This is a genomic window from Paraliobacillus zengyii, from assembly GCF_003268595.1.
GTDB classification, from domain to species: domain Bacteria; phylum Bacillota; class Bacilli; order Bacillales; family Amphibacillaceae; genus Paraliobacillus_A; species Paraliobacillus_A zengyii.
Genome location: NZ_CP029797.1, coordinates 2119246 through 2132920, shown reverse-complemented (window position 1 = coordinate 2132920; position 13675 = coordinate 2119246). Strand labels below are relative to the sequence as shown.

Here is a 13675-nt window from a genome sequence, read left to right as displayed (position 1 = left end):
ACTAGTTTTCATGGTAGGAGTGGAGGGAGTTCTATGAATCGCAATCACAATTATGTAATAGTCCACATAAAAAAATATCGACTCGTTTATTTTTTTATGCTAGTTTTGTTTTTAATCGGTGTTATTTTTGGAGCAGTCATCGTAAATAGTATGGACTTTGTTCAGAAACAAGATCTCTATTTTTATCTTGATCAATTTATGAATCAATTACTAGAAGGTTCAACAGTAGAGAAGCAGGAGCTTTTTAAAACAAGTTTTTCCTATCATCTACAATACTTACTTTTATTTTTTATATTAGGTTTATCTGTTATCGGTTTACCGATTATCTGGATATTAATGTTTATTAAGGGAGTTGTCGTTGGTTTTTCTGTTGGTTTTTTTGTGAATCAATTAGGGTGGAAAGGGTTAGTCTTTGCTGCTGCATCTATTGCACCGCAAAATTTATTTGTTATTCCTATCTATTTATTAGCTAGTAGCGTAGCAATGATATTTTCACTAGCTTTATTTCAAAAACTTTTCTCTAGAAGAATACAACAACCAACATTCCGCCCATTTTTACAATATGTTGTCGTGTTTATCTTGTTTATTGGAATTGCAACTATAGCAGCATTTGTAGAATCAGTTGTGTCTAGTTCTGCAATGAAATTAGTTATATCATGGTTATATAATTAATAATAATTATAAATTAATAATGATTATCACTAATAATTTATAATTATTTTAATTGACAGGTTGCTACTCCCTACTTATAATTGAGAATGTAAGGGAGGTTTCATACATGGAGCATCGAATTGATCGAATAAAAAAGCATTTACATTCGCAGAGCTATAAACTTACACCACAGCGCGAAGCTACAGTCCGTGTTTTATTAGAGCGTGAAGAAGATCATTTAAGTGCAGAAGATGTTTATTTATTAGTGAAAGAGAAAGCGCCTGAAATTGGTTTGGCAACTGTTTATCGAACCCTAGAGTTATTATCTGAACTAAAAATAGTAGATAAAATAAACTTCGGTGATGGTGTATCCCGTTATGATTTACGTGAAGAAGGTGCCGCACATTTCCACCATCATTTAGTATGTATGGAGTGTGGATCTGTTGAAGAGATTATGGATGATTTATTAGAAGATGTAGAAAAAATTGTTGAAAATGATTGGGGTTTTAAAGTAAAAGATCATCGTTTAACATTTCACGGTGTTTGTCGGAAATGTCAAGAAGAAGAATTAAAAGCATCCTCATGATTAGAGCCTTTTAGTGAAGAAGGCTTTTTATTTTGGGCTTTTTTATTTACAGTTACCATTTTTTTCGGTAATCTAGCTATAGTGTGTGTATATATTCTTACCAATTTGGCATATCTTGTAGGGAGCACGTTTTAAATATGTGCGAAACAGGTATAGATAGGAGATATGCCAATTATGAATATAATGCGCTATATGAAAGACACAATGAAACTATTTTTACTATTCTTACTTTGCACTTCTTTATTCTATTTCGGATTGCGAGCTATGGAGGTGGAATACCAAAATTATCATCGCTATGATCCACCAGAAGGAAAAGCTGTAAAAGTGATTCAACAGGAACAACATGATTGGATTGATCGATTATCAATCTTTTTTCGAATAGGGGAATAGCAAATGCAAGATATTATTGATGACTTTTTTCATTACTTACAAATAGAAAGAGGACTATCAGTTAACACGTTACAATCTTACCGGCGCGACATAAAAAAATATTGTTCGTTTTTACAAACGAATTGTCAACTATCAGATTGGAAACAAGTTGACCGTAGTCATATATTAAACTATCTTTATGATCTCAAGGACCATGATCGTTCACAAGCAACTATTGCCCGCGCACTCTCAACTATAAGACTATTTCACCAATTTTTAGTTAGAGAATATCAATTTTTAGCGGATGCTAGTTTACATATTGAATCACCTAAGAAGGCTCGAACGCTACCAAAAGTTCTTTCAACAAGAGAGATAGATACGCTATTGATGATCCCTACTCCGAATTCGTTAACCATTCGTAATAAAGCAATGTTAGAAATGCTTTACGCTACTGGTTTAAGAGTGTCTGAATTAATTCAGATAAAGGTAAGTGATTTACATCTAATGATGGGGTTTGTTGGTTGTCTTGGAAAAGGTGGCAAGGAGAGAATCGTTCCATTAGGTGATATCGCAAAAGATGCAATAGAAAATTACTTGACAAATAGTCGAGAACAATTGGTCAAACACAAAAAAATTGACCAATTATTTGTTAATCATCATGGTAATCCGCTCTCAAGACAAGGGTTTTGGAAGATATTAAAAGGGGTTGCAAGAGATGTTGGCATTAAGAAGGAAATAACGCCACACACGTTAAGACATTCATTTGCCACACACTTACTTGAAAACGGAGCAGATCTTAGATCCGTTCAAGAAATGTTAGGACATGCTGATATTTCAACTACTCAAATATATACCCATGTCTCTAAAGCAAGGCTAAAGGATATATATTCAAGTTATCATCCAAGAGCATAAGCTAAACAGAAAAACTAGGAGGACGTAATAATGGCACCATTTAAACGCATATTTTTAATTGTAATGGATTCAGTTGGTATAGGAGAAGCACCAGACGCTCCAAAGTTTAATGATGTTGGTGCAGATACATTAGGTCATATTGCTTCGCATATGAACGGTTTACATATGCCGACCATTGGAAAAATGGGGCTTAGTAATATTAGAGAAATTGAGGGTATTGAGAAAGCTTCTAAACCTTTAGCACATTACACAAAAATGCAAGAAGCATCAAATGGAAAAGATACAATGACTGGTCATTGGGAAATGATGGGTTTATTTATTGATCAGCCTTTTCAAACATTTCCAGATGGGTTTCCAGATGATTTACTAAAAGAAATAGAAGAACGTACTGGTCGTAAAATTATAGGTAATAAACCAGCTTCTGGTACAGAAATAATTAAAGAACTTGGTCAAGAACACATGGAGACAGGGGCTCTTATCGTCTATACTTCTGCTGATTCTGTGTTACAAATCGCAGCACATGAAGATGTCATACCTATTGAGGAACAATATAGAATTTGTGAGATAGCACGTGAACTAACGAAAAATGATAAATACATGGTCGGACGAATCATCACGCGACCATTTACAGGAAAGCCAGGTGCTTTTGAGCGTACTTCTAATCGACATGACTATGCGTTAAAACCATTCGGTCGAACAGTAATGAACGAATTACAAGATGCTTCTTTTGACGTGGTTGCACTTGGTAAAATTTCTGATATTTTTGATAGTGAAGGAGTTACTGAATCGATTAGAACGGATGATAACGATGATGGCATGGAAAAATTCATTCAATCTATGGACAAGGATTTTCAAGGCTTAAACTTTTTGAATTTAGTTGATTTTGATGCAAAATATGGACACAGACGCGATCCAAAAGGATATGGTGAAGCACTAGAGACTTTTGATGCTCGTTTACCAGAAGTGTTGAACAAATTACGGGCAGATGATCTTTTAATTATTACAGCTGATCATGGAAATGATCCGATTCATCATGGAACAGATCATACTAGAGAATATGTGCCTTTACTTGTTCATCATCAGGCAATAGAATCAGGTCAAGAACTACCTATTCGTCAAACTTTTGCCGATATTGGTGCTACTGTGGCCGAAAACTTTGGAATAAGCATGCCTAAATATGGAGAAAGTTTTTTGAAAGATATTAAATAAGGGGGATAAATATGGATAGAAAACAAGTAATAGAAGCACAAACATTTATAAAAGAGAAACTTAAGGTACAGCCTACAATTGGTTTAATTTTAGGCTCAGGTTTAGGCGTGTTGGCAGATGAGATAACAGATGCTGTTTCTATACCTTACGCAGATATTCCACATTTTCCTGTATCGACGGTTTCTGGTCATAAAGGACAACTTGTAATTGGTAATTTAGAAGGAAAACAAGTAATTGCAATGCAAGGACGATTCCATTTTTATGAAGGGTATACAATGGAACAAGTTACTTTTCCAGTTCTTGTAATGAGAGAATTGGGCATTAAACAATTGTTCGTGACAAATGCAGCAGGAGGAATTAATGAATCATTTGAACCAGGAGATTTAATGTTAATTGAAGATCATATTAATAATATGGGAACGAATCCTTTAATCGGTCCAAATGATGATAAATTAGGTGACCGTTTTCCTGATATGTCACAAGCCTATAATAGAGAATTAATCACGCACGCAAAAGACACTGCAAAGCAATTAAATTTAAAGGTTCAAACTGGTGTATATGTTGGAAATACTGGACCATCATATGAAACTGGAGCAGAAGTGAGAATGTTACGTTATTTGGGTGGAGATGCTGTTGGTATGTCAACCGTACCAGAAGTTATTGTTGCAAACCACGCCGGTCTATCCGTTTTGGGAATATCTTGTATATCTAATATGGCAGCAGGTATTCTAGATCAACCACTTAATCATCAAGAAGTTATTGAAACTACAACAAGAGTGAAACAAGATTTCTTAACTTTTGTAAAAGAAATGGTGAAAACATTAGTTTAAAATAATCTGTAGATAAGAGGTGAATAGAATGCGAATGGTTGATGTTATATTAAAAAAACGAAATGGACATGCGTTAACAAAAGAAGAGATATCTTTTTTTATTGATGGCTATACAGAAGGAACAATTCCTGATTATCAAGTTTCTGCTTTGTTAATGTCAATTTATAACTCCGGAATGAATGAAAAAGAGACTGCGGATTTAACAGAGGCTATGGTTGCCTCAGGTGAAACAATTGATTTGTCTGCTATAGAAGGCCATATAGTAGACAAGCACTCTACAGGTGGTGTTGGAGATAAGACGACATTTATTGTTGGTCCTTTAGTAGCGTCTGTAGGGGTTCCTGTAGCTAAAATGTCTGGAAGAGGTTTAGGACACACTGGTGGTACATTAGATAAATTAGAATCGATTCCTGGATTCACAATCGAATTAGATAAAGAAGCTTTTATTGAACAAGTAAATACATATAAATTAGCAGTTGCAGGTCAAACAGGTAATTTAGCTCCTGCAGATAAGAAATTATATGCATTACGTGATGTGACTGGAACAGTCGATTCAATTCCATTAATTGCAGGTTCAATTATGAGTAAAAAACTAGCATCTGGTGCCGATAGTATTGTCTTAGACGTAAAAACTGGTTCTGGTGCTTTTATGAAAACTATGAAAGAATCACAAGCTTTAGCACAACAAATGGTAACTATCGGAAAACATTTAGGTCGGAATACGATTGCAGTAATAAGTGATATGAACCAACCATTAGGCCATGAAATTGGCAATGCAAATGAGGTGAAGGAAGCGATTGACGTTCTTCAAGGAAAGAATATACCTGATTTGCGAAGATTATCGCTTGAATTAGCAGCACATATGACGGTATTAGCTGAAGTCTTTGATTCTTATGAAACGGCTTATATCGAGTTAGAGAAAAACCTTGATAATGGGAAAGCTTTTCAAGCATTTCGCTCATTTGTAGAAGCACAAGGTGGAGATATTAGTGTAATTGATGATCCTGATAAGCTTCCTAAAGCTTCATATGAGATAGAAATTAAAGCGAAAGAAACAGGTTATATATCCTCTATGGACGCTGAATTAATTGGAATAGCTGCTATGCATTTAGGAGCTGGGAGAGCTACCAAAGAAGATATTATTAATCATGGTGTTGGCATTAGACTTCTAAAAAAATTAGGCGATCACGTAGCTATTGATGACCCAATTGCTATATTATTTAGTGATACACAGGTTGCTGGGCAGTCCGAAGAAACGATGCAACAGGCATATACTATATCTGATAAAAAAGTAGCTGGACTTGATTTAATCTATCAGGTTATTAAATAATATCAAGAAAAAGACTACCTCCAATAGAATAGAGAACAGAAAAACACCTGAATTTTTAATTCAGGTGTTTTTTTTGTTATAAAAATCACGGTTTATGGAAAAAATATGAACATTACGTATTTGGAGGTTTACACATGATGAAAAGAACAGTCCTACTATTAACGATGTTACTATTATTATTTTATTTCCAACCAATGGTGACAAACGCAAATGAAAATGAATCGACAACAGATGAATTAGCACTAGCTGAAAACGCAAGTTCTGCTATTTTAATCGAAAGAGATACCGGTAAAATATTTTACGAAAAAAATGCACATGAACAATTACCACCAGCTAGTATGACAAAAATGATGACACTTATTTTAATAATGGAAGCATTGGATGATGAAAAAATAACATTGACTGAAAAAGTTCGAGTTAGTGAATATGCAGCTTCTATGGGTGGATCACAAATCTTCTTAGAAGAAGGGGAGGAGATGACGGTTGAAGATCTTTTAAAAGGAATTGCTATGGCCTCAGGTAATGATGCAAGTGTTGCTCTAGCAGAACGTATTGCTGGAAGTGAAGCGGCTTTTGTAACAATGATGAATGAAAAGGCTAAAGAACTAGGATTAGAAAATACACGTTTCCAAAATCCAACTGGTTTACCAGCAGAAGACCACTACTCAACTGCATATGATATGTCGATTATTGCAAAAGATCTTTTAAAGCATGAAGAAATTACAACGTATACAAGTGTTTACGAAGATTATTTACGTAAAGGTACAGAAGATGAGTTTTGGTTAGTAAACACAAATAAATTAGTTAAGTTTTATGATGGTGTGGACGGACTAAAAACTGGTTACACTTCAGAAGCAAAATATTGTTTAACTGCAACTGCAAAAAAAGATAATATGCGTGTGATTGCAGTTGCACTTGGAGCTGAATCGACTAAAGCAAGAAATCAAGCAGTTACACAGATGTTTGATTATGCTTTCTCTCAATATAAAACAGAACAACTGTATGAAGGACAGCAAGCAGTAACGAAAATTTCAATGGTTAAAGCTGATAAAGATGAAGTAGATGTTATTACAGAAGATGCTGTCTCAATTGTATTAGAAAAAGGGGAAAAACAATCTGGAATTGAAACAAATATAAAAATAAATCAAGATATTCAATTACCTTTAACTAAGGGGAGTCAAGTTGGCTTATTAGAAGTGAAGAAAGATGGGAAATTGTTGTCAGAAACCCCTTTACTATTAAAAGAAACACTTGAAGAAGCGAGTGTTTGGAAGTTATTTAAATACTCGATGAAGGAATTGGTGAAAAAAGAGGGATAAGTATCATTTTGTTTCGAATAAACACTAGTTTTGTCATGTTGCAGGAATTCAATTAAACAAAATAGAAAGAAACCAAAGAACAAAGGAATAAGAGGAGGAAAAACAGTGAGCTTGATAACAGATTGGAAGACGAAAGAAAATGTATTGCTGGTAAGGCTATCGGGTGAACTAGATCATCATGAAGCAGAACAATTCAAAAAAGAATGGCAGACTATGATTAAAGAGACAAAAACCGAGCATGTCATTATGAATTTAGAACAATTAACCTTCATGGATAGTTCAGGCTTAGGAGTTATCTTAGGCAGATATAAGGAAATAAAACAACGAGACGGAGAAATGGTAGTTTGTTCGATTTCTCCTGCTGTAAAACGCTTGTTTGAGTTATCTGGATTGTTTAAGATTATTCGATTGGAAGAAAATGAGTCATTTGCATTACTTCGTTTGGGGGTGGCATCGTGAAGAATGAGATGGACATTAAATTTTCTAGTATTAGTGCGAACGAATCATTCGCCAGAGTTACTATTGCGGCTTTTGTCTCCCAGCTAGATCCAACACTTGATGAATTAACAGAAATAAAGACAGTGGTTTCTGAAGCTGTTACGAATGCGATCATTCATGGTTATAACCATAATGCGAATGAAATGATTTATATGACTTGTTCGATTGATGACGATCAAGTAGAACTTGTTATTAGAGATACAGGTGTAGGTATTGCAGATATTGATCAAGCTATTGAACCACTTTACACTTCTAAACCGGAGTTAGAAAGATCGGGAATGGGTTTTACAATTATGGAAAATTTCATGGATAAAGTTGAAGTTGAATCAACAAGTGGTCAAGGAACAATAGTGAAATTGATCAAACATTTTAATAAAAGTCGAACCTTATGCAATTAAGGGGATGGACTAAAAAATGGAATTAAATAAAACTCATAATGTCAAACAGTTGCGTGATGAAGAGGTAAAGGAATATCTTCGTCTTAGCCAAGCGGGCGATCAAAATGCAAAAGACATTTTGGTTGAACGAAATGTAAGGTTGGTTTGGTCTGTTGTTCAACGCTTTATGAATCGTGGATATGATCCAGATGATTTATTTCAAATTGGCTGTATTGGTTTACTTAAATCAATTGATAAATTCGATCTATCTTATGATGTTAGATTTTCAACTTATGCAGTGCCAATGATTATTGGAGAAATCCAGCGATTTTTGCGTGATGATGGTAGCGTGAAAGTTAGTCGTTCTTTAAAAGAAACAGGTAATAAAATAAGGCGAAAAAAAGATGAATTAACAAAAATGTTAGGCAGATCGCCAACGATTTCTGAAATTGCAGAAGCGCTTGAGATATCTATTGAAGATGTTGTACATGCACAAGAAGCTGCCAAAACGCCACATTCAATCCATGAAACAGTATATGAGAATGATGGAGATCCAATTACACTTCTTGATCAGATTTCTGATCAAGAAACCAATTGGTTTGATAAAATTGCGCTTCAAGAAGTGATACGTGATTTGGATGAACGTGAACGATTAATCGTTTATTTACGTTACTATCAAGACCAAACACAGGCAGAAGTTGCACGAAGGTTAGGGATTTCACAAGTACAGGTATCACGATTAGAAAAGAAAATCTTAGACTGGATGAAAAACCAGATTGAGATATAAAAGTATTTTATAGAACTAACTGCAAGCCCTTTGTTAGATAATATCTAACAAAGGGCTTGCAGTTTTTTTGTTCAGGTCAAATTAATAATCAGTATTGGTAAGAGGCAAAAAAGCTACAACCGCTTAAAATAACTTTATCGTTTTTAAAATGCATGATTCCTTGTGATCTGATCCATACTAAAAAGAAGTTTTGGAGGTGTTCACTTGAATGGAATCATTTATTTAAGAATGAAAAAACATTACCAGACAACAGCAAAGAAAAAAGTCAGGTTAAAAGACATTGCCTTTATTTCAGGAAATGAAGCAATGGTTGCTAAATTAAACCAAATCGTTTTACGAGAAATAGTAAAAGAAGATTTAGAAGTTTGTGTAATAGAAGGATTTACTGTTATTAAAAAATTACAAGCGTATTTTCCTGAAATTGATCTACAGTTATTAGGTCCAAATCAAACAATTATACATATTACTAAAAAAAGAAGAGTACCTAGAGTAACATTTATCCTGTTTGTATGGTCCTTATTATTTGTTGGCTCAGCTATGACAATTATGAATTTTCATTATGATGTAAGCATGCAAAGTGTACAGCAACGCCTTCATTATTTGTTTACAGGAGAAAAGGAAAAATATCCTCTTTGGATGCAGGTTCCTTATTCACTAGGTCTAGGTCTTGGGATGATTTTATTTTTTAATCATATTTTTAAAAAGCGAATTAATGAAGAACCTAGTCCGTTAGAAATTGAAATTTATAAGTACCAACAAGATATCGATCAATATGTAAGTCATTATGAGAACAAATTGAATGATTCAAATGATAAATAAACTTGTTGATGTATGTATTGGTTTAGGTTCCGGATTGGTAGTAGGAACAGGTTTCGTTGCATTCTTAACAATGTTAGGGATCATACCAAGATTAGTTACATTAAGCAAAACAAAAAAATTCTTACATTATTATGAAATGGCAGTTATAGTGGGTGTTTTTTTTGGTACGTATCTCTCATTTAGCAATTACACCTTTTATCTTCCAAACTTTATCTTAGTAATTTGGGGATTACTGCATGGTATTTTTATTGGTATGTTAGCTGCAGCGTTGACAGAAGTACTAAATGTTTTTCCTATCTTGGCCAAGCGAATTCGGGTAGATCATCAAATTATTTGGCTTATGATGGCTATAGTTCTAGGGAAAATTATTGGTTCATTATTTCAATGGTTGGTGTTTGTTAAGTAACTAGATTAATCAGACGAAAGGATAATTACTATGGATAAAAAACAAGTTATTATCATTACAGATGGTGATCAATATGCGCAACACACGATTGATTACATAGCTAAAACTTTGGGTGGCACGTCACTTTCTGCATTTGCTGGTAATCCTAGTGTTTATACATCAGAAGATATCATTAAAGCTGTTTATGAAGCTAAAGTAAATCCTGTTTATGTCTTAGTTGATGATGCTGGTGTATTTGGTATAGGATCTGGTGAAGAAACTATCTTAGCCTTAGTGCATGATCCGATCATCACGATTTTAGGTGTTGTTGCAGTAGCTGCACATACGAAAAATATGGAGTGGTCACGTGTAGCACTTTCAATAGACCAAGATGGACAGATTAATGAGCATGGTGTTGATAAAGAAGGTGTCCCGATTGCTGAAGTAGGTAGAATAAACGGGGACACGGTTTACATATTGGATCAACTTAATCTACCTAATGTTATAGCAATTGGAGATATTGGGAAGATGCATGGGTATGATGATGAAAAGAAAGGTTGTCCAATTACTCGAAAGGCTGTTGAATTGATTTTAGAAAGAGGTGTCCCGATTGAGTAAAAAAAAAGATAAGAAACCAATTATGAATGATATAAATGAAATTCAAAGTTATATGAAAAGTAAATTAGGTGTGGGAACGTCTTTTGATATTGGTTTTCGAGAAATTATTTTATTAAAACAGAAAGTCCAATTGTATTATGTTACAGGATTATGTGAAACACCTGTGATTGTAGAATTATTAAAAAAACTTGTCTCCATTAACGAGGAAGAGACAAATAAAAGTCAACTTACAACAATTATTAAAAATCGTCTAGTTCATCAACAAGTGGAAGAATATGAATATTTAGATGATTTAATGACACAATTACTTTCTGGATTAATTGTTATTTTTATTGATGGACAAGATGTTGGTTTTACGGTAGATGTAAGAAGTTACCCTGGAAGAAGTCCTGAAGAACCAGATACAGAAAAGGTTGTTCGCGGTGCAAGGGATGGCTACACAGAGAATATTATCGAAAATACAGCCTTAACAAGAAGACGTGTACGTGATGAACGGCTACGTAATGAAATTTTACAAGTAGGAGAACGATCTAAAACCGATATTTGCATTTCCTATATTCAAGATATTGCTGATGATGGATTGGTCAGAAAGATTAAAAAGGAATTAGAGAGTATCGACATAGATGGTTTAGCAATGGCTGATAAAACAATAGAGGAATATTTGGTGAAACAAGGAGTTAATCCTTTTCCTTTGGTTCGATATACAGAACGTCCTGATGTTGCAGCCAATCATCTATTTGAAGGGCATGTACTAATCATGGTTGATACTTCACCAAGTATAATTATCACACCTACTACCTATTTTCATCATGTACAACATGCGGAGGAATATCGCCAATCACCAGCAATCGGAACATTTGTACGGTGGATACGTTTTACTGGTATTCTCGCTTCTATCTTCCTTCTGCCATTATGGTACATTATGGTGATGGAACAACAATTACTCCCTGATGCGTTGTCATTTATTGGTCCTAATGAATCAGGTAATATACCAATTATTTTACAAATTATATTAGCTGATATCGGTATAGAATTTCTACGAATGGCGGCGATCCATACGCCAACACCATTATCAACTGCCATGGGGTTAATTGCAGCTGTCTTAATTGGGCAAATAGCTATTGATGTTGGTCTTTTTACAGCTGAAGTTATTTTATATGTAGCAATAAGTGCAATCGGTTCGTTTGCAACCCCTAGTTATGAACTTAGTATTGCAAACAAGATGATTCGAGTTTTATTACTAATATTTACCGGGATCTTCGGTGTGAAAGGATTATTAATTGGTTTTTCACTCTATGTAATATTATTAGCTCGAACAAAGTCTTTAAATACACCATACCTATGGCCGTTTTTACCTTTTAATGGGAAAGCGTTAATTCAAATATTGTTTCGATTTGCAGTTCCACAATCGAAAGAACGACCAAGCATTGTACATCCAAAAAACAATTATAAACAACCATAATATAATTATTCAATTATAAAAGTTGAACGCGGACCTAACTTGTGGTAAATTAATTTTATCTAAAAAGAAAAAGAAGTTGGGAATATGTTAGGAATCCCTTCCATTATATGTTATGAATGCTATTTATTCATCGTATAAACTGGCAAGGGATTTTTATTTTTTTCAGCTAGATTGATGAAAAGAAGCATATTTTCTGAAGGATTGTGGAGGTGTATTTGATGCAAGAGCTTAAAGATATAGATATTCAAGGTCATTTAACAATCGGAGGCGTCGATACCACATATTTAGCGAAAAAATATGAAACCCCTCTTTTTGTATATGATGTTGAAAAAATCAGAGAGAATGCACGTGCTTTTGTCGACACTTTTGCTCGTTTAGGTGTAAATGCTCAGGTTGCATATGCAAGTAAAGCCTTTTCATCTATTGCTATGTTACAAGTTGCTAAACAAGAGAATTTAAGTTTAGACGTTGTATCACAAGGGGAATTGTATACAGCCTTACAAGCCGACTTTCCTACTGAGAAAATTCATATGCATGGGAATAATAAAAGTGTAGCTGAATTAGAAATGGCTGTTAAACATGACATCGGCTGTATTGTCATTGACAATTTTCATGAAATTGATTTGTTAAAAGAAATATTAGCAAACTATCAAAGTGAAATGGATGTACTTATTCGTGTGACGCCAGGTATTGAAGCACATACACATGACTATATTCTTACTGGTAACGAAGATTCAAAATTCGGATTTGATTTAGCAAATGGACAAGCGGAAGAGGCATTTAGAAAGTTACAAGAAATTGACAGTATGCATGTTAAAGGGCTACACTGTCATATAGGTTCGCAAATATTTGAAACAGATGGTTTTGTTATGGCAGTACGTCGTTTATTTGATTCATTAGCTAGCTGGAAAAAAAACTATGACTACACTCCAGAAGTATTAAATTTGGGTGGTGGTTTTGGAATTCGTTATACTGATGAAGATGAACCTCTACAACTAGATGGTTATGTTAATGCACTTGTTGATGAGATTAAACAACAAGTTGTCAAACATGACATGGACTTCCCAGAGATATGGATTGAACCAGGTCGTGCGATTGTTGGCAATACTGCAATAACACTTTATACAGTAGGTTCAAAAAAACAAATTCCAGGTGTGCGAGACTATATTGCAGTCGATGGAGGAATGACAGACAACATTCGACCTGCACTTTATCAAGCCAAGTATGATGCTATTCTTGCAAATAAAGCGAATGTACCAGCTTCTACAACCGCGTCCGTTGCAGGAAAGTGCTGTGAATCAGGCGATATGTTATTATGGGATGTTCCATTAGCAAATGCAGAACCAGGCGATCTTCTTGCTGTTTTTAGTACTGGTGCGTATGGCTATTCCATGTCAAGTAATTATAATCGTTTTCCAAAAGCAGCTGTAGTATTTATTGAAAATAAACAAGATAAACTTGTCATTCAGCGCGAGACCTATCAAGAAGTTAGTAAAAATGACTTATCTTACGAGGAGGAATAA

At 34.3% G+C, this 13675-nt stretch carries 16 protein-coding genes; all 16 read left to right on the top strand.

The window, feature by feature from the left end; genetic code table 11:
* The first annotated feature begins 33 nt into the window (after positions 1 to 33).
* The gene (gene spoIIM / locus DM447_RS10845) at positions 34 to 672 is read left to right on the top strand and encodes a stage II sporulation protein M (protein WP_112181238.1); all 639 of its coding nucleotides are present in this window, start codon (positions 34 to 36) and stop codon (positions 670 to 672) included.
* A gap of 106 nt (positions 673 to 778) precedes the next feature.
* Entirely contained in the window at positions 779 to 1237 is a 459-nt protein-coding gene (gene fur, locus DM447_RS10840; protein WP_112181237.1) for a ferric iron uptake transcriptional regulator, read from the top strand.
* 174 nt (positions 1238 to 1411) lie between these two features.
* Positions 1412 to 1627 (top strand): DUF4227 family protein, encoded by a 216-nt coding sequence (locus DM447_RS10835; RefSeq protein WP_112181236.1) that lies wholly within the window; start codon positions 1412 to 1414, stop codon positions 1625 to 1627.
* A gap of 3 nt (positions 1628 to 1630) precedes the next feature.
* Positions 1631 to 2518 (top strand): site-specific tyrosine recombinase XerD, encoded by an 888-nt coding sequence (xerD, locus tag DM447_RS10830; RefSeq protein ID WP_112181235.1) that lies wholly within the window; start codon positions 1631 to 1633, stop codon positions 2516 to 2518.
* Between the two features lie 30 nt (positions 2519 to 2548).
* Entirely contained in the window at positions 2549 to 3727 is a 1179-nt protein-coding gene (gene deoB, locus DM447_RS10825) for a phosphopentomutase (RefSeq protein ID WP_112181234.1), read from the top strand.
* Between the two features lie 11 nt (positions 3728 to 3738).
* Entirely contained in the window at positions 3739 to 4557 is an 819-nt protein-coding gene (locus DM447_RS10820) for a purine-nucleoside phosphorylase (RefSeq protein WP_112181233.1), read from the top strand.
* Positions 4558 to 4585: 28 nt separating this feature from the next.
* Positions 4586 to 5887 carry a pyrimidine-nucleoside phosphorylase gene (locus tag DM447_RS10815; RefSeq protein ID WP_112181232.1) on the top strand — a complete coding sequence of 434 codons (1302 nt, stop codon included), beginning with the start codon at positions 4586 to 4588 and terminating at the stop codon, positions 5885 to 5887.
* 137 nt (positions 5888 to 6024) lie between these two features.
* A complete protein-coding gene (locus tag DM447_RS10810; protein ID WP_112182730.1) occupies positions 6025 to 7206 on the top strand; it encodes a D-alanyl-D-alanine carboxypeptidase family protein in 1182 nt (393 codons plus the stop codon).
* Positions 7207 to 7311: 105 nt separating this feature from the next.
* Positions 7312 to 7665 carry an anti-sigma F factor antagonist gene (gene spoIIAA / locus DM447_RS10805; RefSeq protein ID WP_112181231.1) on the top strand — a complete coding sequence of 118 codons (354 nt, stop codon included), beginning with the start codon at positions 7312 to 7314 and terminating at the stop codon, positions 7663 to 7665.
* The gene (gene spoIIAB / locus DM447_RS10800; RefSeq protein WP_112181230.1) at positions 7662 to 8102 is read left to right on the top strand and encodes an anti-sigma F factor; all 441 of its coding nucleotides are present in this window, start codon (positions 7662 to 7664) and stop codon (positions 8100 to 8102) included. Before spoIIAA ends, spoIIAB begins: the two co-directional genes overlap by 4 nt.
* 16 nt (positions 8103 to 8118) lie before the next feature.
* Positions 8119 to 8868: an RNA polymerase sporulation sigma factor SigF gene (gene sigF / locus DM447_RS10795; protein ID WP_112181229.1), complete on the top strand. Its 750-nt coding sequence runs from the start codon at positions 8119 to 8121 to the stop codon at positions 8866 to 8868.
* 204 nt (positions 8869 to 9072) lie between these two features.
* Entirely contained in the window at positions 9073 to 9687 is a 615-nt protein-coding gene (locus tag DM447_RS10790; RefSeq protein ID WP_112181228.1) for a stage V sporulation protein AA, read from the top strand.
* Positions 9668 to 10093 (top strand): stage V sporulation protein AB, encoded by a 426-nt coding sequence (locus tag DM447_RS10785; RefSeq protein WP_269813814.1) that lies wholly within the window; start codon positions 9668 to 9670, stop codon positions 10091 to 10093. Before DM447_RS10790 ends, DM447_RS10785 begins: the two co-directional genes overlap by 20 nt.
* Positions 10094 to 10123: 30 nt before the next feature.
* Positions 10124 to 10690 (top strand): stage V sporulation protein SpoVABEA, encoded by a 567-nt coding sequence (gene spoVAEA / locus DM447_RS10780; protein WP_112181227.1) that lies wholly within the window; start codon positions 10124 to 10126, stop codon positions 10688 to 10690.
* Positions 10691 to 10712: 22 nt separating this feature from the next.
* On the top strand, positions 10713 to 12152 hold the full coding sequence (locus DM447_RS10775) for a spore germination protein (RefSeq protein ID WP_112182728.1): 1440 nt from the start codon (positions 10713 to 10715) through the stop codon (positions 12150 to 12152).
* 218 nt (positions 12153 to 12370) lie between these two features.
* Positions 12371 to 13675, top strand: coding sequence for a diaminopimelate decarboxylase (gene lysA / locus DM447_RS10770; RefSeq protein ID WP_112181226.1), 1305 nt, complete (start codon positions 12371 to 12373; stop codon positions 13673 to 13675).